The sequence below is a fragment of the Agarivorans sp. D1326 genome, assembly GCF_056958115.1.
In genome coordinates this window covers 1-21,150 of sequence record NZ_JBTWEN010000008.1, presented here as the reverse complement: position 1 = coordinate 21,150, position 21,150 = coordinate 1, and the positions used below count along the sequence as shown (strand labels likewise).

General features: G+C 46.6%; 17 protein-coding genes. 6 read left to right on the top strand and 11 right to left on the bottom strand.

What is annotated here, in order from left to right; all coding sequences use genetic code 11:
- Positions 1–67: 67 nt before the first annotated feature.
- Complete coding sequence (locus tag ACYFDN_RS15325; RefSeq protein ID WP_483511806.1) at positions 68–790, bottom strand: glutamine amidotransferase-related protein; 723 nt, start codon at positions 788–790, stop codon at positions 68–70.
- Between the two features lie 114 nt (positions 791–904).
- Between ACYFDN_RS15325 and ACYFDN_RS15320 the strand changes: the two genes are divergently transcribed.
- Positions 905–2,422, top strand: coding sequence for an aldehyde dehydrogenase (locus ACYFDN_RS15320; protein ID WP_483511805.1), 1,518 nt, complete (start codon positions 905–907; stop codon positions 2,420–2,422).
- Here ACYFDN_RS15320 and ACYFDN_RS15315 read toward each other — a convergent pair.
- The gene (locus tag ACYFDN_RS15315) at positions 2,400–2,603 is read right to left on the bottom strand and encodes a hypothetical protein (RefSeq protein WP_016399833.1); all 204 of its coding nucleotides are present in this window, start codon (positions 2,601–2,603) and stop codon (positions 2,400–2,402) included. The genes ACYFDN_RS15320 and ACYFDN_RS15315 overlap by 23 nt on opposite strands.
- A gap of 116 nt (positions 2,604–2,719) precedes the next feature.
- The gene (gene speB, locus ACYFDN_RS15310) at positions 2,720–3,643 is read right to left on the bottom strand and encodes an agmatinase (RefSeq protein WP_483511804.1); all 924 of its coding nucleotides are present in this window, start codon (positions 3,641–3,643) and stop codon (positions 2,720–2,722) included.
- Between the two features lie 201 nt (positions 3,644–3,844).
- On the opposite strand from speB, the gene ACYFDN_RS15305 reads away from it, so the two are divergent.
- Positions 3,845–4,972: an efflux RND transporter periplasmic adaptor subunit gene (locus ACYFDN_RS15305; RefSeq protein WP_483511803.1), complete on the top strand. Its 1,128-nt coding sequence runs from the start codon at positions 3,845–3,847 to the stop codon at positions 4,970–4,972.
- Positions 4,969–8,055 (top strand): efflux RND transporter permease subunit, encoded by a 3,087-nt coding sequence (locus ACYFDN_RS15300; RefSeq protein ID WP_483511801.1) that lies wholly within the window; start codon positions 4,969–4,971, stop codon positions 8,053–8,055. Before ACYFDN_RS15305 ends, ACYFDN_RS15300 begins: the two co-directional genes overlap by 4 nt.
- A 69-nt stretch (positions 8,056–8,124) precedes the next feature.
- Here ACYFDN_RS15300 and ACYFDN_RS15295 read toward each other — a convergent pair whose 3' ends face one another.
- The 7 genes from ACYFDN_RS15295 to ACYFDN_RS15265 are packed head-to-tail and all read right to left on the bottom strand — an operon-like array spanning position 8,125 to position 15,538.
- Entirely contained in the window at positions 8,125–8,667 is a 543-nt protein-coding gene (locus ACYFDN_RS15295; protein ID WP_016399829.1) for a cupin domain-containing protein, read from the bottom strand.
- A 27-nt stretch (positions 8,668–8,694) separates the two neighbouring features.
- A complete protein-coding gene (locus ACYFDN_RS15290; RefSeq protein WP_152783687.1) occupies positions 8,695–9,540 on the bottom strand; it encodes an ABC transporter permease subunit in 846 nt (281 codons plus the stop codon).
- Positions 9,540–10,499, bottom strand: coding sequence for a putrescine ABC transporter permease PotH (gene potH / locus ACYFDN_RS15285; RefSeq protein ID WP_425514829.1), 960 nt, complete (start codon positions 10,497–10,499; stop codon positions 9,540–9,542). Before potH ends, ACYFDN_RS15290 begins: the two co-directional genes overlap by 1 nt.
- The gene (potG, locus tag ACYFDN_RS15280; RefSeq protein WP_016399826.1) at positions 10,460–11,599 is read right to left on the bottom strand and encodes a putrescine ABC transporter ATP-binding subunit PotG; all 1,140 of its coding nucleotides are present in this window, start codon (positions 11,597–11,599) and stop codon (positions 10,460–10,462) included. Before potG ends, potH begins: the two co-directional genes overlap by 40 nt.
- A 60-nt stretch (positions 11,600–11,659) precedes the next feature.
- On the bottom strand, positions 11,660–12,769 hold the full coding sequence (locus ACYFDN_RS15275; protein WP_016399825.1) for an extracellular solute-binding protein: 1,110 nt from the start codon (positions 12,767–12,769) through the stop codon (positions 11,660–11,662).
- Between the two features lie 46 nt (positions 12,770–12,815).
- Entirely contained in the window at positions 12,816–14,174 is a 1,359-nt protein-coding gene (locus ACYFDN_RS15270) for an aspartate aminotransferase family protein (RefSeq protein ID WP_483511800.1), read from the bottom strand.
- Positions 14,175–14,206: 32 nt separating this feature from the next.
- Complete coding sequence (locus ACYFDN_RS15265; protein ID WP_016399823.1) at positions 14,207–15,538, bottom strand: glutamine synthetase family protein; 1,332 nt, start codon at positions 15,536–15,538, stop codon at positions 14,207–14,209.
- Positions 15,539–15,772: 234 nt separating this feature from the next.
- On the opposite strand from ACYFDN_RS15265, the gene ACYFDN_RS15260 reads away from it, so the two are divergent.
- From ACYFDN_RS15260 to ACYFDN_RS15250, 3 genes are all read left to right on the top strand, one after another.
- Positions 15,773–17,143 carry a glutamine synthetase family protein gene (locus ACYFDN_RS15260; protein WP_483511798.1) on the top strand — a complete coding sequence of 457 codons (1,371 nt, stop codon included), beginning with the start codon at positions 15,773–15,775 and terminating at the stop codon, positions 17,141–17,143.
- Positions 17,144–17,182: 39 nt separating this feature from the next.
- On the top strand, positions 17,183–18,460 hold the full coding sequence (locus ACYFDN_RS15255; protein WP_483511797.1) for an NAD(P)/FAD-dependent oxidoreductase: 1,278 nt from the start codon (positions 17,183–17,185) through the stop codon (positions 18,458–18,460).
- A gap of 141 nt (positions 18,461–18,601) precedes the next feature.
- Positions 18,602–19,573, top strand: a complete 972-nt coding sequence (locus ACYFDN_RS15250; protein ID WP_483511796.1) for an aldo/keto reductase — start codon at positions 18,602–18,604, stop codon at positions 19,571–19,573.
- 56 nt (positions 19,574–19,629) lie between these two features.
- On the opposite strand, the gene ACYFDN_RS15245 is transcribed toward ACYFDN_RS15250, so the two are convergent.
- Entirely contained in the window at positions 19,630–20,967 is a 1,338-nt protein-coding gene (locus ACYFDN_RS15245; RefSeq protein WP_483511795.1) for an MATE family efflux transporter, read from the bottom strand.
- Positions 20,968–21,150: the final 183 nt, after the last annotated feature.

Sequence of the window (21,150 nt, the reverse complement as noted above, 5' to 3'; positions counted from 1 at the left end):
AACGTTTCTTGGATTGCATTGTCGAGTCTTCTAGCAAAGCTTTTACCTTTATTTACAGTTGCTTTGGCTAAACCTGGTGTTTAGCTTGACCCAAGCGATAAAGCTGCAAAATCCAAGAGAAGACCAGTTTTGCATCCAGCGGACGTACCAAACTTGTCTTAGCTAAAACGAATTGAGTAGGCGATAAGATCATTTGCCGTTTATCAATAAGCGCTTCTGCGTAGGCAAGCGGAAACTCGGGATGTCCTTGAATAGCAAAGGTATGTTGGCCAATTTGGAACATAAAGTTAGGGCAAAAGTCGCTACTGGCTAGCAACTGGGCTTGTGCTGGAAGAACGGTTACTTGGTCTTGGTGGCTCACCAAGATGGATAAGCTATCTTGCTCTGTCGGCTCTGCCCAAGTGGGCGCATGAATAAGAGTGTTTTTAGCCACCCCTAAACCCCAACCTGCGCTTGATTTTTCAACCTTGCCCTCTAGTGCACGAGCAATGATCTGATGACCAAAACAAATTCCTGCCAAGGGGCGCTGCAATTGTTCACACTGCTGTACCCAAGCGACTAATTGTAAAATCCATGGCTGTTGATCGTAAGCATTATGTCGGCTGCCGGTAATTAAAAAGCCATCAAATTGATTGAGCTTAGGCAGCTCACTGTTAAGTACATTGAACACTTCAAACTGTAGTTGTGAATCTTGCTCGCTCAGGTGCTTGATGAACATATCGGGATATTCACCATGAATTTCAGCAAGTTGCTTATCAACTCGGTCACAATTTAGAATCGCAATTTGCATAGTAAAAACCTAAAGAATAGCTATATATTGACCATAAGCTGTTAAATAAACTGTATCAAGTATGGAATAAAATTTAATATTTGTGTAGTTTTGTTCATTATTGGGTAACAGTTGATGGATTCATCTGGAGGGAACATGGCGCAGCAGGATCTAGCTTATTGGCAACAACAAGCGCGGGAATTGGAATTCCCCACTAAGGCATTTATTAACGGAGCGTTTGTGGATGCGCAATCAGGAAAAACCTTTAGCAGCATTAACCCCGCGACTGGACAAGTGCTAGCCGAGGTGGCTGAGTGTGATGCTGCCGATGTTGAATTGGCGGTTAGCGCAGCACGAACAGCCTATCAAAGTGGAGTGTGGTCAAACCTTCCGCCGGCCGAGCGAAAGCAAAAGCTACAAACCTTTGCTCACCTCATTGAGCAGCATCAAACGCAACTCGCTTTGCTAGAAAGCCTAGACATGGGTAAACCTATTGGTGACGCTCTGTCCTACGATGCACCTGCCGCCGCACGCTGTATTGCTTGGAATGGTGAAGCGATAGATAAGGTTTATGATGAAGTGGCACCTGTTACCACTGATGCTCTTGCTTTAGTCACACGAGAGGCGCTGGGAGTAGTGGCTGCCATTGTGCCGTGGAATTTTCCCTTAGTGATGGCCTCGTGGAAGGTTGGACCTGCCTTGGCCACCGGTAATTCGGTTATTTTAAAACCTTCGGAAAAATCCCCCTTAAGTGCACTGTATTTGGCGCAACTGGCGAAACAGGCGGGTATTCCAGACGGGGTGTTTAATGTGCTGCCGGGTTATGGACACACCGCTGGGCAAGCGTTGGCGCTGCACATGGATGTAGATTGCATTACCTTTACTGGTTCTACTGCTGTGGGTAAAAAGCTGGTGGAGTTTTCTGGGCAATCGAACTTAAAACGTGCCTTTATGGAGTGTGGTGGTAAGAGCCCGAATCTGGTGTGTGCTGATGTTGCCGATTTAGATAAAGCCGCCGCCACTGCAGTTGCTGCGATTTTTTATAATCAAGGTGAAGTGTGTACTGCCGGGTCTCGGCTTATCGTGCATCGCAGCGTGCATAAAGCCTTAGTAGATAAAATGCTAGCTCTTGTTGATAACTGGCAACCGGGCAACCCACTGGATCCCAACATCAGCATGGGGGCAATGGTTGATGAAGTACAAATGCAGCGAGTATTGGCATTTATAGAGCAAGCAAAAGCACAGGGTGCCAAGCTGTTATGTGGTGGTGAGCAAGCCTTACAGGAAAGTGGTGGCTACTTCCTTAAACCCACTATTTTTGATGATGTAGATGCCAAGCTGGATATTGTGAAACAAGAAATTTTTGGTCCAGTGTTAGTGATTCAAGTATTTGACGAGCTTGAGCAGGGCATTGCCTTAGCCAACGACACCGAATATGGCCTAGCCGCCGGAGTGTGGACCAGTGACATTAATACTGCGGTGCGCACTTCACGTGCCCTGCGCGCCGGTACGGTATTTGTGAACAATTGGGATGGCGGTGATATGACCATGCCCTTTGGTGGTTTTAAGCAGTCGGGCAATGGGCGCGACAAATCCTTGCACGCGCTAGAGAAATACACCGAGCTTAAGTCTACTTGGATTGATTTGACTTAGCGTTAATGGGATCGGGCTGCTCGATAAAGTGTTCTAAAATGAACTGTTGATCGAGTGGGTTCAAGTCAAAGCGAAACGCTACATCGTTTAAGGAGCGAGCATCATGACAATGGTGCTCGCCGATATACTTAACCGCTCTAATCAGATCGGTGCCCTTGGGCAATAAACAACAATCACTCATAGCATCCTCCTATACATCCTAATGAGGTGGCTAAGCCAAGATGTCACTGGCAGTAAAGTATTGCCAGTTATCTTAGCTTGTCACTACAAGTATAGCTGTATTGGCTAGAGTGATAGTTAGGGGCGGTTTTTATCAGCCCAAAGGTGTAATAATTCCACTGCAATGGTCGCTGCGGCCAATGCTGTCACTTCGCTATTATCATAAGCAGGTGCTACTTCTACTACGTCCATGCCGACAAGGTTTAAACCCTTTAAGCCACGCAGGATTTGCAGTATTCGATTGCTGCTTAAACCGCCAGCTACTGGCGTGCCGGTGCCTGGCGCGTAGGCGGGATCTAAACAATCGATGTCGAAGCTAAGATAAACTGGCAAATCCGCCACTTGCTTACGTATGCTTTCTACCACTTGCTCAATGCTTAAGTTATTAGCTTGGTCAGCATCGATGACAGTGAATGGGTGGCCAACTCGCTCATACTCGGTGCGAATACCTACCTGTACTGAGTGCGCTGCGTCGATTAAGCCCTCTTTGGGCGCATGGTAAAACATGGTGCCGTGGTCGTAGCGGCTACCTTCGCTGTAGGTATCGGTGTGGGCATCAAAATGCACTAAGGCTAACTTTCCATGATGGTGTGCGTGAGCGCGCAATAGTGGCAGCGTAATAAAGTGATCGCCACCAAAGCTCAGCATGGTTTTGCCTGCTTGCAGCAGCTGCTTGGCGTAGGCTTCAAGTCTTTCAACAAACTGTGCTTGCTCACCACAATCAAAGACTAAGTCACCGGCATCAACCAAACTCACTCGATCAAGCAATCTAAAATCCCAAGGCCAGCGCTTTTCTTCCCAAGCTATGTTGACTGAGGCGCGGCGAATGGCATCAGGACCCAATCGTGCACCGGATCGCCCGGTTGTGGCTAAGTCAAAAGGAAGGCCTGTTATCACTATGTCGGCATCACTTTGCTCGGGACGATGATCTAAGCGCTGTCGTAAAAAGGTATTTGCGTTGGAGTACAGCGAGTAATCAGGATGATCGGCAAGCGTGCTCATTATTTATTCCTTGCTATAAAATAGTTAACAATTCATTGTGAATTGCTTCTCTAATTACTACAAGTGTTTTGTATAAAATGACATAGCTAGCTTATTAGTAGAAAATAGCGGGCTAATTGAGCAAGCAAACACTAGACACTAAAGAGCACTCTTCCTACACTGAATGAAGCTCTCACTACTTTTAGTTACACGGACGTTTATATGCCTAGGTCATTATTTTCATTCACCTTTTTACTCATACCCCTTGCTTTGGGGGGGATGGCAGTGAATGCATTGAGTCAGCATGCATTTGCCGCAGATGATGAACTGTTTGCCGACACTGCGGTAAATGTGCAACAAGTAAAAGCTTTTGTGCCGGTATTAAGTGAGGATTATGCGGTTGAGCGGCAGTTTGTTGGGCAAGTTATTGCTAAGCAGCGTGCAGACATTGGCTTTGAACTAGCAGGTAAAATATCCAAAATATTCGTAGATGAAGGCGAACGTGTTGTGCAAGGTGATGTGTTGATGCAGCTAGACACCGAGCTGCTAGAAATTGAATACATTGACTTACAAGCGCAACTACAACAATTAGCAGCCGATGCTGCTCTAGTTCAAGCCAATTTAAAACGGGTTAAGTCCCTTAAGAACGACGGTTATGCCTCGGCGCAAAGTGTCGATGAGTTGGTTGCCCAGCAAAAATCCTTAAAAGCCAATAAAGCGCGTATCGACGCCTCAATTAAAGCTAATCGCACCCGCATTGAAAAATCCACATTACTGGCTCCCTATAACGGCATTATCGATAAACGAACGGTGTCGGAAGGCGCAGTAGTAGGTGCTTCTCAGCCAGTGCTTACGGTATTGCAGCAAGGTGCTAACGAGGTAAAAGTAGGCGTGCCAGTGCGCTTGCTCGAGCAGGTTGATATGGTCACGCCTAAATCGGTGACAGTGGCTAAGCGTCATTATTCGGTAGATTTAGTGGCCGCGGGGGGGCAGGTTGACCCGGTTACTCGCACCGTACAACTGCGGTTTGCTTTGCCAGATAACGATAGTTTGGTGAGTGGGCAACTGGCCTATCTAAATGTAGTGGAAACCGTTAAAGAGCCCGGTTATTGGGTGCCCGTGAGCGCGATTACCGATGGTGTGCGAGGCTTGTGGAATGTATATGCCATTGTGGCGCAAAGTGACGGCAGCTTTAAGTTAGAGCGCCGTGATGTAAGTGTGCGATATGCCACCGAAGAGCAGGCTTTTGTGAGAGGCGCACTGCAGGCTGGCGAAGCCATCGTTGCTACAGGAATGCACCGTTACGTGCCCGGGCAAACAGTTAACCCAAGCAAGGCGCTTAGCCAATGATTGCAGCTATTTATAATAATGGGCGTTTAATTTCCTTACTTATAGCGCTTATTTTGGTGGCTGGCATGGGGGCTGTTAGCACCTTACCGCGCAGCGAAGACCCTAAAATTACCAGTCGTTTTGCCAGTATTGTGACTCAATATCCCGGTGCGTCTGCAGAACGGGTTGAAGCCTTGGTGACCGAATTAATCGAAAACAAAATTCGCAAATTGCCAGAAATTAAACGGGTTCAATCCTCTTCTCGTCCTGGCTTTTCGGTGCTGCAAGTCGAGTTAAAAGATGAAGTCATCGATGTTGTTCCCGTATGGGCAAGGGTGCGTGATTTGGTGGGAGAACTCCCCCCCTTGTTGCCCTTGGGGAGTTCTGAGCCAGTAGTCGATGATGACCGAGGTTATGCGTTTACCACCTTGGTTGCACTGCGTTGGACAGGCCCCGGAGATACCGATTTAGCTATTCTTGGCCGTTATGCTAAAGAGCTACAAAACCGTTTGCGCAATGTGGCAGGAACCGACTTTGTTGACTTACAAGGGCAGGGTGAAGAAGAAATACTGGTAGAAATTGAGCCCTACCAAGCAGGCGCTATGCAGCTAACTACTGAGCAAGTATCGCAAATAATCGCCGGAGCAGACGCTAAGGTATCGGCGGGCGAACTGACTAACGACAATACACGGATGCAACTAGAGCTGGAGGGTGAGCTTAACTCGCTAGAGCGGATTAAGAATATCCCAGTAAGCAGCGCCGAAAATGGTTATGTATTCCGCTTAGGTGATTTGGCCAAAGTAACACGGCAGCTTAAATCTCCACCCGAGCAAATTGCTGTGGTTGAGCGCGATTATGCGGTGGTAGTGGGCATAAGAATGCTGTCTGAATATCGGGTCGATTTGTGGAGCGCCCGAGTGAACCAAGCACTGGATGACTACCGCACCATTTTGCCTAGTAATGTCAGTGCCGACATCATCTTTGAGCAAGATGGTTACACCGCCAAACGCTTAGGAGAGCTGGTGGTTAACGTGCTTATTGGTTTTGCCATTATTGTGGTGGTATTGCTGCTTACCTTAGGTTGGCGTTCGGCGCTGATTGTTGGTTTGTCACTGCCCTTGACGGTAATGTTCACCTTAGCTTGTATGAAGTTTTATGGCTTGCCCATCCATCAAATGTCGGTAACCGGCTTGGTGGTGGCCTTGGGTATTATGGTGGATAACGCCATTGTAATGGCCGATACCATTGCCCAAAAACGCCAGCAGGGTAAGAGCGGTTTACAGGCGGTAAAAGAGTCTTTAGCTCACTTATGGCTGCCATTGCTGGGCTCTACATTAACAACCATACTTGCGTTTTTACCGATTGTATTAATGCCAGGGCCAGCGGGTGAGTTTGTTGGAGGTATTGCACTTAGCGTGATTTTCTCGCTGATTGGTTCTTACTTTATTTCGCACACCTTGGTAGCGATTTTCTCTGGCCACTTTTTGCCTTCACAGCAAACTGCCGACCATTGGTACGAAAAAGGCGTGCAAGTTACTTGGCTCAGCGGAGCCTTTAAAGCCTGTTTACGTACTAGTCTACGCTACCCTAAACTAGCAATTATTGTGGTATCTAGCTTACCAATTTTGGGTTTCTACAGCGCTGGCAGTTTAACCGAGCAATTCTTTCCGCCGTCTGATCGTGACATGTTCCAAATTGAAGTGTACATGGCGCCGCAATCGAGTATTTATGCCACAGAACGCTTAACCGAAAAGCTAACTGAGCATTTATATGCCAAAGAGGGCATCAGCTCGGTAAGTTGGTTTGTAGGCAATAACGCCCCATCGTTTTACTACAACTTGATGCTGCGCCAACAGGGGGCTAAAAACTACGCCCAAGCAATGATTAAGACTGACGACTTTAGGGCTGCGAATGACTTAATTCCTAAGTTACAAGTCGAGTTTGATTTGCTCTATCCCGAGGCGCAAATTTTAGTCAGAAAGCTAGAGCAGGGTCCGCCTTTTAACGCGCCTATCGAGCTGCGGGTTTACGGGCCAAACCTAGATAAACTTAAAGAACTGGGAGATCAATACCGCCGCATTCTTTCCGAGATCCCACACGTTACTCATACGCGCGCTACATTGTTGGCGGGTACACCCAAGGTGTGGTTAAAAGTTAATGAAGAAGCATCTCGCTTAAGCGGCATTGTATTGACCGATATTGCTGGTCAGTTACAGGCAAACCTGCAAGGCCGTATTAACGGCAGTGTGCTCGAGGCGAGTGAGTCTTTGCCGGTAAGGATCCGTTTGGCCGATGAGCAACGTAAACACGTTGAGAACTTAGGTGATATAACCCTTACCAGCCAAATAGCTGGGAATATACCGTTAGCGTCTATCGCTGAACTAGACATTCGCCCCAGTCGCGGCGAAATACCGCGTCGGAACGGTAAACGAGTAAATACCGTAGAAGGTTATTTGCAAACCGATATTCTGCCAGAACAGGTTTTGGAAGTATTTCGAGAGCGTTTAGAGCAAGCCGATATTCCGCTTCCCGCTGGATACAGCTTGGAGTTTGGTGGTGAGGGCGCCGAGCGTAATGAGGCAGTGGGCAATTTATTGGCCAGTGTTGGCATTATCGCGGTGCTGCTGATTACTGTGGTGGTGCTGTCGTTTAACTCCTTCCGTTTAAGCTTCTTGATTATGATTACTGCTATTCAAGCGGCAGGATTGGGTTTATTAAGCGTATTTATATTTAATTACCCCTTCGGTTTTACCGTTATTATTGGGCTATTAGGTCTGGTGGGCTTAGCGATTAATGCGGCCATTGTGATTGTTGCGGAGCTTAAATCCGATGCTAAGGCCTGCGCTGGCGATCATGAATCGATATGTTTTGGGGTGCTTAGTTGTACTCGGCATATTACTTCTACCACCATCACCACTGTGGGTGGCTTCTTACCACTAATTTTAGAAGGTGGCGGTTTTTGGCCGCCGTTTGCGGTGGCGATTGCTGGTGGTACGGTGCTTACCACTATGCTGTCATTCTTCTTTGTGCCAGTGGTCTTTTCGATAATTGCCAAAGGCAAACGCAAAATCCCATCGGTAGGTGAGCCAACAGTGGCGCATTAGTAAAACCTCAAAGAATAAAAAAGCCGCTAAAGCGGCTTTTTTTATTTAGTATTTTAGTCTCAACAGAGCTTAGAAAGTAGGTGGCGTCGCGGCGCTGATGAGCTCACACTCTTCCTTGCTTTTATTGCGAAAGCGATGTGGCTTACGGGTTTCAAAGTAATAAGAATCACCAGCTTTTAGCACTTTAGATTTGCTGCCTACGGTAATTTCAATTTCTCCGCGGATTACAATGCCACCTTCTTCACCTTCGTGTTGAATAAACTCGGTGCCAGTATCGGCGCCTGGCGGGTAGATCTCGCGCAAAATAGCCAGTTGTCGGCCATTGTGTTTACTACCAACCAATAACATTTTGACCTTGCCGTCACCTAGGTCGGTAAGTTCTTCGGCGCTATAGAAAATCTTGTCGTCACTTTCCATTTCAAGGGTGAAAAACTCGCCCATTGAAATAGGAATGGCATCAAGTATTTTTTTTAATGAGCCTACCGAAGGGTTAACTTGGTTTTGCTCAATTTGCGAGATCATGCTGTTAGTGACCCCGCTTAACTTGGCCAGTTCGCGTTGCGAAATGCCGCGCATTAGGCGAATACTTTTAAGGCGTTTTCCAACATCCATTAAGTTTTATTCCTCAAAATTCAACGCCTATTTAGCATTGCTAATCTTTAATTCTAGCAAGCGGCGTTTTTCTGCTTTGGCCATTAGCCACCAAGCAATAAAAGTAGCGACAGATACTACACCAATAATCAGGGTAGCTAGGGCATTAATTTTGGGACTTACCCCTAACCTTACGCTAGAAAACACCACCATCGGCAAGGTTGTGGCACTTGGGCCGGATACAAAGCTGGCAATTACTAGGTCATCTAAAGATAAAGTGAAGGCCAATAACCAGCCGGCCACTAAGGCAGGAAGAATTGTCGGCAGGGTGATAACGAAAAACACTTTAAAAGGTGTCGCCCCCAAATCCATGGCGGCTTCTTCGATGCTTTTATCTAGCTCGCGCAAGCGCGAACTCACCACCACCGATACATAGGCCGTACAGAAGGTGACGTGGGCAATCCAAATAGTTAGCATGCCTCGTTGGCTGAATAGATCAAATACTTGGCCTAAAGAAATAAACAGCAATAACAGGCTTAAGCCGGTGATCACTTCTGGCATCACCAGTGGCGCGGTAATCATAAAGGCAAAGCTGGTTTCACCTCTAAATTTGCTGTAGCGGGTCATCACAAAGGCAGCAAGGGTACCTAATACTACTGCCGCAGAGGCTGATAAAAAGCCAATGAGTAAGCTTAAGCTAATGCCATTCATTAGTAGTGAGTCGTTAAACAGCGCCCCATACCACTTGGTAGAAAAGCCACTCCACACTGTAACTAAGCGGTTAGCGTTAAACGAGTATGCGATGAGGCTTAAGATTGGCAGGTATAAAAAGGCCAAGCCAAGGCTAAGTATCAGCCACTTCCACTTAGTTTTGTAAATCGGGATCGCGTCCATTAGCTGGCCTCCAACTCACGTTTTTGATAACGATAAAAGAACATAATCGGCACCATTAATAGCAATAACATTACCGAGGCTACGGCTGATGCAACCGGCCAGTCCCGGTTATTAAAGAACTCTTGCCACAGCACCTTACCAATAAGAATTGAGTCGGGCCCTCCCAGTAATTCAGGGATAACAAACTCACCTACTGCAGGAATAAATACCAACATTGAGCCTGCAATAATCCCAGCTTTAGTTAGCGGTAGTAGCACTTTGAATAATACCGTTAGTGTGGAGGCGCCTAAATCACGTGCCGCTTCTATCAGGGAATAATCAACTCGCATAAGAGCGGTGTATAAGGGCAGGATCATAAACGGCAAATAGGTATACACAATGCCAATATAAACCGCTGTGTCGGTGTGCAGTATTTGTAGCGGTTCGTCGATAACACCTACGTAGAGCAAGATGTTGTTTAAGAAACCGTTGTTTTTAAGAATGCCTATCCAGGCATAAACCCGAATTAAAAAGCTGGTCCACGAGGGTAGAATGATCAGCATCAGCAAAATATTTCTGTTAGCAGGGCTCGAATGCACGATGGCCCAGGCCATTGGAAAGCCAATCACAAAACACAAAAAAGTCGAAATTGAGGCAATGCGTACCGACTGCAAGTAGGAACTAATGTAGAGATCGTCTTCGATTAAGTAGCCATAGTTGCCTAAATTAAGCAGAATTTGCACTTGCTCATCCACCATAGTGATTAACTCACTATAGGGAGGAATGGCAATCATTGCCTCGGCAAAACTGATTTTAAAGACGATAAAGAACGGCATTAAAAAGAATAAAAATAGCCAAAAGTAAGGCACCGCCATAATGGCGCAGCGCCCACTTGGCACCCAGCGATGAAGCCTTTGTTTAAGTTTATTGCTAAGCATGGTCATATTTTGAGTACCACGCAGCTGTCGGCTTGCCAGCATAAGTACACTTGGTCTTCCCAAGTTGGCATATTGTTGCGGTGGCGGCTGCTATTGGGCATAGCGGCTGTGACCCGTTTACCACTGGCTAAACGCACATAGTAAATAGACTGATCGCCAAGATAGGCGATGTCTTCTACCTTGCCTTGGCATACATTGTTATGGCGCCCTTTAAGGGTTTTGAAAATACTCATTTTTTCGGGGCGAACAGCCACCATGAACGGTACGCCAGGAGCCGATGATACGCCGTGATTCAAGCTAATTGGATAACCAAGCTCTGGGCTGTCGATAGTTGCGCTGTCGTTATCATTGTCACGTAACACTCCCTCAAATACGTTTACTGAACCAATAAACTCGGCACTAAAACGTGAGTTAGGGTATTCGTAAATTTCTTCTGGTTCGCCTACTTGAATAAACTGGCCGCGATTCATAATGGCAATGCGGCTTGCCATGGTCATGGCTTCTTCTTGGTCGTGGGTTACCATTACGCAGGTAACGCCAACCTTTTCTAGAATATCCACTACTTCAAGCTGCATTTGACCACGCAGGTTTTTATCAAGTGCACCCATCGGTTCGTCTAACAATAATAGCTTTGGACGTTTAGCTAGGCTACGGGCCAGTGCCACGCGTTGGCGTTGTCCACCCGATAATTGATGCGGTTTGCGGCGAGCGTAGTCTTTCATGCGCACTAGCTCGAGCATCTTAGCTACGGTTGCGCCTATTTCATCTTTGGGCAGCTTGTCTTGTTTTAGGCCAAAGGCGATATTTTGTTCCACGGTCATGTGGGGAAATAACGCATAGGATTGAAACATCATATTCACTGGGCGCTGATGTGGAGGTACACCAATCAGCTCTTGGCCATCGAGAATAATTTTGCCAGCACTGGGCTTTTCGAAGCCAGCTAACAACCTTAGTAAAGTGGATTTACCACAACCCGATGCACCTAATAAGGCAAAAATTTCGCCTTTGTTTATGGTTAGGCTTACGTTGTCTACGGCAATTGCGCCGTCGTAGTCTTTACTTAAATTTTCAATGTGTAACAAAGGTTCCGGGGCTTTCTCGCCATCAACTGGAAGCTTTGAAATGTGTGACACCGCAGCCATTGCGGATCCTCCATAAAGAATCAAAAACGCACTTGCCACCCAAGGGTGGCAAGTGATTACTTAGTTTTGAAGAAACTTAGTCCAAGAGCGTGTCAGAGTTCGAGACGCTTTTGCTGGCATTACCTTGGCTCCATATAATTTAGCCAAGGTTTCGTCACTTGGATAGATACCCGGATGTTCAATAATTTCTGGATCAATAAACTCTTTAGAGGCAGGCGTTGGGTTGGCATACCATACGTAGTTAGAGATCTCCGAAATCACTTTAGGCTGCAGCAAGAAGTTAATGAATTTGTGTGCATTATCTTTATGTGGTGCATCTGCTGGAATGGCCATTAGGTCAAACCAGGCTAAGGCCCCTTCTTGCGGGATAACATACTCAACCACTACTCCGTTATCGGCTTCGGCTGCGCGATCAGAGGCTTGCAGTACATCACCAGACCAACCAATAGCCACACAAATGTCACCGTTCGCTAAGTCATTAATGTATTGCGAAGAGTGAAAATAAGTCACATAAGGGCGTACTGATTTGAGCAGTTTGTATGCCTCGCCAGTGTCTTTGTAGTCGTTTGGATCAACACTGTTTGGATCTTTACCTACGTAATGCAGCGCTGCTGCAAATAACTCGGTAGGAGCATTTAAAAATGCTACTCCACAGCTTTGCAGTTTTTCCATGTTTTCTGGCTTAAATACCAGATCCCAACTATCTACTGGGGCGTCGTCACCTAATACTTCTTTAACTTTGTCTACGTTGTAACCTAAACCTGTGGTTCCCCAAAGGTAAGGCACTGCATATTGATTATCCGGATCTGCAGTTTCATCAAGCATTGACATGATTTTATCATCTAAGTTGGCGTAATTACTCAACTTTGTTTTATCTAATTTGATAAACGCTCCAGCCTGAACTTGGCGGGCTAAAAAGTCTGAAGTTGGCACCACAATGTCAAAACCGGTTGAGCCAGAAAGAATCTTGGCTTCAAGTACTTCGTTTGAATCGAATACATCGTAAACCACTTTAATGCCGGTTTCGGCTTCAAACTGGGCGATGGTGTCTTCGGCGATATAGTCAGACCAGTTGTACACATTAAGTACTTTTTCTTCGGCTGCCTGCAGGGTAAATGCGCTGGCAGTTAACAGGGATGCTAGGGTTAGGGTAAAGCTAGCGTTTTTCATGTTGTTCTCCAAATCCTTGTGGTGATTGCTCGTACTGCTTCGCGGATTAACTCAATGCCTGCAGAGTGTCATCCAAACTTTGTTTTGCCAGTGTAATTAACTGATCGACTTGTTGTTTTGTAATAACCAATGGGGGTGAAATAATCATGGTATCGCCGCAAGCGCGCATGATAAGCCCATTGTTTATGCATATATCGCGACACACACCGCCAGCGCCTTGCTCTTTGCTAAAGCGTTGCAGGGTGTTTTTATCGGCAACCAGCTCTATGGCTGCCACCATGCCTTTACTGCGAGCCTCGCCGACTAAGGGATGACTGGCCAGTTCTTGCCAGCGTTGGGCTAGATAAGGGGCTATGTCATTACGTACATGGCTAATAATGTTCTCTTGTTGCATGATGCGAATGTTTTCAATGGCTACCGCGCAAGCTGCAGGGTGGCCGGAATAGGTAAAGCCATGGGCGAATTCGGTATCGGCCTCGGTTAGGCCTTGAGCTACTTTGTCCGACACCATCACTGCGCCCATTGGTAAATAGCCAGAGGTAATGCCTTTCGCTAAACACAGTAAATCTGGCTTAATGTTGTAGGTTTGGCAGGCGAACCATTCACCGGTGCGGCCAAATCCACAGATCACTTCGTCTACTATCAACAAAATATCGTATTTGTCGCAAATGCGTTGAATCTCAGGCCAATAAGAGTCGGGTGGAATAATTACGCCACCGGCACCTTGAATAGGCTCGGCGATAAATGCTGCTACTTTATCTTCGCCTAGCTCTAGAATTTTTTGCTCTAATTGTTGGGCACGCTCTAAACCAAACTGTTGTGGATCTTGGCCTTGGCCTTCTTCAAACCAATAAGGTTGATCGATGTGGCTAATATTAGGCAATGGCAAGCCACCTTGGGCGTGCATAAAGCCCATGCCACCAAGGCTTGCTCCAGCCATGGTGCTGCCGTGATAGGCGTTGTTGCGACTAATTATTTCTAACTTATTGGGCTGGCCTTTGCTGGCCCAATAGTGGCGTACCATGCGTACTACGGTGTCATTGCACTCTGAACCCGAGCCGGTAAAAAAAGCATGGTTTAAGCCCTCTGGTGTTAGCTCGGCTAGCAGGGTAGATAATTCAACCGCCGGGCTGTGAGTCGTTTGAAAAAACAGGTTGTAGTAGGGCAGCTGCTGCATTTGTTTGGCTGCAGCATCCACTAACTCTTGGCGACCATAACCTAGATTCACACACCACAGGCCGGCCATGGCATCGAGCAACTTATTGCCCTCACTGTCGAATACAAACACACCTTCGCCTCGTTCTATCACTCGAGCTCCCTTGGCATTTAACTCTTTAAAGTTAGTGAAAGGGTGCAAACAGTGGGCGCTGTCTTGTTGTTGTATCGTCAATGTTGCTGTGCTCATTTCGCCTCCTTGTGGCTGAGTTAACTCTGGGTTTATACGTTGAGTAACAAAAACTCACGCTCCCAAGAACTAATGACCTTGAAGTAGGTTTGGTATTCCTTACGTTTTACTGCCACGTAACAGTTCACAAAGCGTTCACCCAGAATTTCCTTGAGTTCGTCGCATTGCTCTAACTTAACTAATGCTTCTTCTAAGGTGCCGGGCAGGGTGTAACGATCTTCGCTTACATCACCTTTTTCCTCTGCAGAAGGTGTTAGTTGTTTTTTCATGCCGATGTAACCGCAGGCTAAGGTAAGTGCCATGGCTAGATAAGGGTTGGCGTCGGCGCCGGCAAAGCGGTTTTCTACGCGGCGATTTTGCTTATCTGATAGCGGTACGCGTAAACCCACGGTGCGGTTGTCGATGCCCCATTGCAAATTAATTGGCGCCGAGTCGCCAAACATTAAGCGTCGATAGCTGTTCACGTTAGGGGCATAAAAGGCAATGCTAGCAGGAGTAAATTGCTGTAAACCGGCGATAAAACTTAAAAACATTTGGCTGTTGCTGCCATCTTCATTAGCAAACAAATTGTTGCCATTATGGTCTTCTAAGCTTTGGTGAATATGCATCGCGCTGCCGGGCTCATCTTCCATTGGCTTAGCCATGAACGTGGCATAGGTATCATGCTGTAAGGCTGCTTCGCGCATGGTGCGTTTGAAAAGGAATACTTGGTCACAGGCTAACGTTGGCTCGCCGTGATCAAAGTTAATTTCCATTTGCGCTGCACCAGATTCATGTACCAAGGTATCTACATCTAGGTTCTGCGCTTCGCAGTAGTCGTACATGTCTTCAAACAGCGGATCAAACTCATTTACCGCATCAATGCTAAAAGATTGACGTGCTGTTTCTGGTCGGCCATTACGTCCAATGGGTGGTTCTAGCGGGTAATCCCAGTCGAGGTTTTTCTTCACTAAGAAAAATTCTAGTTCTGGCGCCACAATTGGTTTCCAGCCTTCTTTTTCGTAGAGCGCGAGTACTTTTTTTAGGACCGAGCGTGGCGCCATGCCAATCAGCTCGCCTTGGCTGTCGTAACAATCGTGAATAAGCTGAGCGGTTGGCTCTTTGGCCCAAGGAACAAAACGCAGGCTGTCGGTATCGGGCTCTAGGTTCATGTCTTTTTCGGTCCAATCGAATAAGTCATCATCGTCGGGCCAGTCGCCAGTGACTGTTTGGTAGAAAATTGATTCAGGCAGGCGCATACCGCCTTCTTTTAGATACTTGCTGGCGGGAATGATTTTGCCGCGAGCATTACCGGTTATATCGGGGATGAGGCACTCAACTTCGGTTATACGATTTTCCTCAAACCACTTCCTGACGTTATCCATAATCACCTGTCATAAATCTGTTAAGTAAATAGGGGCATTTTCTTGTTTAGCTTAATTTTTGCCCCGTATTAATTAGAATTGTCATGATTTTTCGCCAAAGTCAACAGAGTGTTAAATAAAAACTAAATATAGCCCCTTTTTTAGCTTATTGTGCAATTTAATTTGCATTATACTTAACACTGTGTTGTAAATTTATAGGGTTTAAGGGACGCTTTTACCAAGGGACTGTTAATTATGTTGAAACACCAGCCACAGATTCAGCCAATCAGTATGCTTCAACAAGTAGAGGATTTTTTGGCGGCTCATCCACAGTTAGAGAGCATTGATTTAATGCTATCTGACATGAATGGTGTGATCCGCGGTAAACGCATAGAAGCGGCGTCCTTAGCCAAAATTGCCCAAGAGGGGATGTGTTTACCAGCTTCGGTATTTGCGCTAGATATTTGCGGTGACACCGTAGAGCAAACCGGACTGGGCTTTGAACAAGGCGATGGCGATCGTATTTGTCACTTGTTACCGCATAGCTTGTCGATGATTCCTTGGAAAAAAAATGCCGCGCAAGCTTTATTAACCATGCATGAAGTTGATGGTTCGCCATTTTTTGCAGACCCACGACAATTACTTAGTAAAGTATTGCAAGGATTGCATCAGCAAAATTTATTTCCCTGTGTGGCCATTGAGTGGGAGTTTTACTTACTTGATGCACGTAGTGAAAACCGCCAACCACAAGCGCCATTGCTGCCAAAATCGCAGCAGCGTATGCAGCAAACCCAAGTTTATTCCTTAGATGAACTCGATGAGTTTGATGAATTTATTCGTGATATTCAGGATTACTGCCATACCCAAAATATTCCCAGTGACAACGTTATTGCAGAATACGCTCCTGGGCAGTTTGAAGTGACATTGCAGCATCAGCACGACCCGCTGCTGGCTTGCGATCAAGCCATTCTCTTGAAACGCGCAATTAAAGCAGTAGCCAAACAACATGGCTATTTAGCCACTTTCATGGCGAAACCTTATGCCGAGCATTCTGGCAATGGCTGCCACGTGCACATTAGTATGTTAGACAAGCAGGGCCAAAACCGCTTTGCCACTGAACAAAGCTTGCTGGAATTCGCCTTGGCCGGGCTCTTAGACACCATGCCCCAGGCCATTGCTTTGTTAGCACCTAATGCCAACTCTTATCGCCGATTCCAACCAGATATGTTTGTGCCATTGCAAGCCGATTGGGGTTGGGACAACCGCACCGTTGCCTTGCGCATACCTTCTGGTAGCACTGAAAATACCCGTATCGAGCACCGTGTAGCGGGTGCCGATTGTAACCCTTATATTGTTATGTCGGCCTTATTGGCCGGGATTACCCATGGCATAGAACAACAGCTTGATTGCCCTAAAGCAGTGAGTGGCGATGCCAGTAAAGTACCAGCCCCTGCTTTGCCGAGTTCCTGGCAACAGGCCTTAGCCGAATTTGAGCACTCCACCTTGTGGTCGCTCCTAGGTGCAGATTTTAGCCATGTGTACCATGCCAACAAACTTAATGAGTGGCAGCGCTTTGAGGCGCAAGTGACACCTTTAGAGCAGCAGTGGTATCAGCAAATGGTGTAGTGCGAACAGCAGATTTGTTTTTATGTTTAAGGTGAGAAAATGAAAGCGCAACATGCAAATTCATATTATGCAGCAAGTGCCAACCTACAGTTGGACTATCCGCAACTACAAGGCGAGCATCAAGCTGATGTATGTGTAGTAGGAGCAGGTATAACCGGCGCTAGCACCGCACTAGAGTTAGCTAGCCAAGGTTATAAGGTTATTTTGCTGGAAGGCAGCCGAGTAGGCTGGGGAGCCTCGGGACGAAGTGGCGGACAAGCTATTTTTGGCTGGGCCAGTGAGCAGTCCACCCTAGAGAAATTGGTGGGTAAAGATGATGCAAAAAAACTCTGGGACCTCTCGGTTGAATCGCTAGCTGTTACTAAAGACAACATTCGCAAACACCAAATTGATTGTGATTGGCAAGATGGTCAAATTCATGTTGCGATTAAAGATCGTCATGTTCGCGAGTTAAAAGAATGGCAGCAACAGCTTAGTGAAGATTACGGCTATGAGCATTTAGAATATTGGTCGCAAGATAAGCTGGAAAGCCAGTTAAAAAGCCCCCGTTATTTAGGCGGGATGTTTGATTCAAATAGCGGTCACTTACATCCGCTTAATTACACCTTAGGCTTGGTAAAGGCTGCTGAAAATGCTGGCGCTAGCATTTATGAAGACAGCAAGGTCATCAAAATTGAACACGGCGCTAAGGTTAGGCTTCATACCGAGCAGGCTAGCGTTAGTTGCCAACATGTGGTGTTGGCCTGTAATGCCTATATGGAAGGGTTAAACAGTAAGTTAGAGAGCAAGGTAATGCCGGTAGGTACTTATATTTGTGCCACGAAACCCTTAGGTGAAGAGCGTGCACGCGAACTGATTACCAACAACATGGCGGTATGCGACATCAACTTTGTACTGGATTATTACCGCTGTTCTGGCGATCACCGCATGTTGTTTGGTGGCCGAGTGAGTTATTCGGGAATTGAACCACGTAATTTAGCGCAAACCATGAAACAACGCATGGATTGGGTTTTCCCCCAATTAAGCGATGAACCGGTGGAGTTTGCCTGGGGCGGTAATGTGGGCATCACTATTAATCGTGCGCCGCACTTTGGCCGAATAGCGCCAAATGTGTATTTTGCTCAAGGCTTCTCGGGCCATGGTATTGCAGCCACGGGTTTGGCGGGTAAGTTAATGGCGGAATCGATTATGGCCACCTCAGAGCGCTTTGACATATTCGATAAAATTCCACATATGCCTTTTCCCGGTGGGCGCTTATTACGTACTCCTGCCTTAGTGCTTGCCATGACCTATTACCGAATTCGAGATTTGCTTTAGTACTATCGGCTGGCCAAGCGCCAGCCGTTCAATCCTTGTTTCTCGTACTATAGTTCGTATTTTCTGCCTATAAACCTATTAGCGCCCGCTGATTTATCGTTATACTTGCCTAATATTCGTAATCATAAAGGTAAGCACGTAATGGCTGCATCACCGATTAATCAGGTTTTTCCTAAGGCAAGTCGCCTTGTATATGGCTGTATGGGTTTAGGCGGAAACTGGGATAACTCACCTGTAACGCAAGATCATTTAAACCAAGCGCATACCGCTATTGATGCGGCCTTAGAAATAGGCATTAACTATTTTGACCACGCCGACATCTATACCATGGGTAAGGCTGAGCAAGTATTTGGTCAAGTATTGGCACAGCGCCCAGAGCTGCGTGAGCAAATTATTCTGCAAACTAAAGCGGCAATTCGTTTTGGTGATGAGCAGTGGTGTGGTCGTTATGATTGGTCGGCAGATTACATTCGTCAAAATGTTGAAGATTCGCTGCGCCGCTTACAAAGTGAAACCATTGATGTGATGATGCTGCACCGCCCAGATCCTTTGGCCGAAATGGACGAAGTGGCCGCGGTGCTTAGCGAACTTAAAGATAGCGGTAAAGTGCAGCACTTTGGTGTATCTAACATGAGTGGAGCACAAATTGCGCATTTGCAATCGCTGCTGAGTTTTCCGCTAGTGGCTAATCAGTTAGAGATGAGCTTGTCGAAACTAGACTGGCTTGACCACAATATTGCAGTAAACGACGAACAGGTAAAAGGCCACAGTTTTGCGCCTGGTACCCTTGAGTATTGCGCTATGAATAAGGTGCAAATTCAGGCTTGGGGAAGTTTATCCCGCGGCTTGTTTAGCGGTGCCGATTTATCAAATGCCAGCCAAGCTCAGCGTGATACCGCGCAGCTTGTTCGCCAATACGCTGATCAAAACTCAAGTTCGCCAGAGGCCGTTGTACTAGCGTGGCTAATGCGCCACCCAGCTGGGATTCAACCAGTTATTGGCAGTGTAAACCCAGACCGCATTCGCGCCTGTGGTGATGCCACTAAACTGCAGCTTAGTCGCGAGCAATGGTATCAGTTGTATGTCACATCGCGTGGCAAGGCTTTACCTTAAACACTGCATATTCAAGAAAAACGCCGAGCTAATGCTCGGCGTTTTTGTTAGCAAAGCTAAGCTGCTGGTGGCGTGAACTCTGCTTTAAGTTGTTTTACCAAGCTTACCAGCCACCACGCTACTACTGCGCTAAGTATTACCGTAGATAGCGGCATAACCAGCCAGATCCCCACCACGCCATAGGCGGCGGGCAATAGCAACATAAACGGCAGTTGAATAGCCATGTTGCCGACCGAAATAAAGCTAGCGCGATTAGCGCGGTTTATCGACTGAAACACCACCGCGCCGGTAAAAATTAAGCCGTCTAATGGCATGGCCCACAGGTGTAAGCGAATACCGCTTACTGTGGCGTCTAATAGTGCAGGGTCATCGTTGTTAAATATCGATACGCTAAGTTCGCTAAATAGGTTCATCAAAAACACTGCCGCTACACCGCTGCCTAGGATAATGCTAAAGCCTAGCGCCATCACTTTTAGCACATTGTCGTAGCGTTTAGCGCCAAAGTTATAGGAGATGAGAGGCTGCATGCCGTTGGCAAACCCTTCGGCAATAAAGTAATAAATAACGCTTAAGTACAACACAATGGCATAGGCGCCGGTGTCGGTCACACTGCCATAACGTAAGAATAAGTAATTGTGCACCAAGGTAATAAAGGCGGTGTATACCGTAGTAAAAAAGCTGCTTAAACCTAAATTGCTTATATTGGCGAGGTACTTTGGCTTTAAGCAAAAACCGCTAATTTGAAAACTTAAGCTGCTGTAGCGAGAGAAGAAGTATGCAATCGCTAAGAACATTACCAGAGCTTGTGCGCCTAAGGTGGCGTAAGCCGCACCCGCTAGCTGCCAATCCCACTTTACAATAAATAAATAATCGAGGCCGATGTTGGCCAATGCGCCCACTATCATCAATAGGGTGGCAAAGTTGGGAGAGTTGTCGTTTCTAATCAATATGGGCAGGGCGCAGCTAAACAATACAACCAGCGCGCCGTTCCCTAAAATGCCTAGGTAGCTCTCGGCCATATGTTGAATATTGCCGCTAGCCCCTTGCAAGGTAATGGGTTTGGCGCCTAATAGGGCCAAAATGGCACTAAACAGCACCGCCATAATTAGCATGAGCAAGAAGGCGTGGCTTAACAAACTCTGCGCCTTGCTGGTTTTACCCTCACCGGTAGCAATAGAGATTAACGCACCGCCACCTACTCCAACCATTAAACCTAAACCGGTGACTAAAAATATAATCGGCCAAGCTAGGTTAATGGCTGCTAACCCTTCTGCGCCGAGCACTTGGCCAATGAACATGCCATCAACAATCAGATAAATACCACTCACAATCATTGCTACGACCGAAGGAATGGAATAGCGCCAAAATTGTAAGGTAATGTTTTTACTAAGCATGATTGACCAAGGTTAGGGAATAGAAAGTACTCAGTGAGCACTGAATTGCAGCCCCATCATATTCACTTTAATGGAGCTGACAAGAGGGAAAGCTAACAAATAAGGGCTATGCTTATTGTTTGTGCAAATGCTGCCCGAAGGGTGCGGATAAGCGAACTTTACTCTTTGTTAAGCACTTCTTAC

Excerpts from the sequence above, each read along its gene's own strand:
- ACYFDN_RS15325 (WP_483511806.1), bottom strand. The coding sequence starts at position 790 with ATGCAAATTGCGATTCTAAATTGTGACCGAGTTGATAAGCAACTTGCT.
- ACYFDN_RS15320 (WP_483511805.1), top strand. The coding sequence starts at position 905 with ATGGATTCATCTGGAGGGAACATGGCGCAGCAGGATCTAGCTTATTGG.
- ACYFDN_RS15315 (WP_016399833.1), bottom strand. The coding sequence starts at position 2,603 with ATGAGTGATTGTTGTTTATTGCCCAAGGGCACCGATCTGATTAGAGCG.
- speB (WP_483511804.1), bottom strand. The coding sequence starts at position 3,643 with ATGAGCACGCTTGCCGATCATCCTGATTACTCGCTGTACTCCAACGCA.
- ACYFDN_RS15305 (WP_483511803.1), top strand. The coding sequence starts at position 3,845 with ATGCCTAGGTCATTATTTTCATTCACCTTTTTACTCATACCCCTTGCT.
- ACYFDN_RS15300 (WP_483511801.1), top strand. The coding sequence starts at position 4,969 with ATGATTGCAGCTATTTATAATAATGGGCGTTTAATTTCCTTACTTATA.
- ACYFDN_RS15295 (WP_016399829.1), bottom strand. The coding sequence starts at position 8,667 with ATGGATGTTGGAAAACGCCTTAAAAGTATTCGCCTAATGCGCGGCATT.
- ACYFDN_RS15290 (WP_152783687.1), bottom strand. The coding sequence starts at position 9,540 with ATGGACGCGATCCCGATTTACAAAACTAAGTGGAAGTGGCTGATACTT.
- potH (WP_425514829.1), bottom strand. The coding sequence starts at position 10,499 with ATGCTGGCAAGCCGACAGCTGCGTGGTACTCAAAATATGACCATGCTT.
- potG (WP_016399826.1), bottom strand. The coding sequence starts at position 11,599 with ATGGCTGCGGTGTCACACATTTCAAAGCTTCCAGTTGATGGCGAGAAA.
- ACYFDN_RS15275 (WP_016399825.1), bottom strand. The coding sequence starts at position 12,769 with ATGAAAAACGCTAGCTTTACCCTAACCCTAGCATCCCTGTTAACTGCC.
- ACYFDN_RS15270 (WP_483511800.1), bottom strand. The coding sequence starts at position 14,174 with ATGAGCACAGCAACATTGACGATACAACAACAAGACAGCGCCCACTGT.
- ACYFDN_RS15265 (WP_016399823.1), bottom strand. The coding sequence starts at position 15,538 with ATGGATAACGTCAGGAAGTGGTTTGAGGAAAATCGTATAACCGAAGTT.
- ACYFDN_RS15260 (WP_483511798.1), top strand. The coding sequence starts at position 15,773 with ATGTTGAAACACCAGCCACAGATTCAGCCAATCAGTATGCTTCAACAA.
- ACYFDN_RS15255 (WP_483511797.1), top strand. The coding sequence starts at position 17,183 with ATGAAAGCGCAACATGCAAATTCATATTATGCAGCAAGTGCCAACCTA.
- ACYFDN_RS15250 (WP_483511796.1), top strand. The coding sequence starts at position 18,602 with ATGGCTGCATCACCGATTAATCAGGTTTTTCCTAAGGCAAGTCGCCTT.
- ACYFDN_RS15245 (WP_483511795.1), bottom strand. The coding sequence starts at position 20,967 with ATGCTTAGTAAAAACATTACCTTACAATTTTGGCGCTATTCCATTCCT.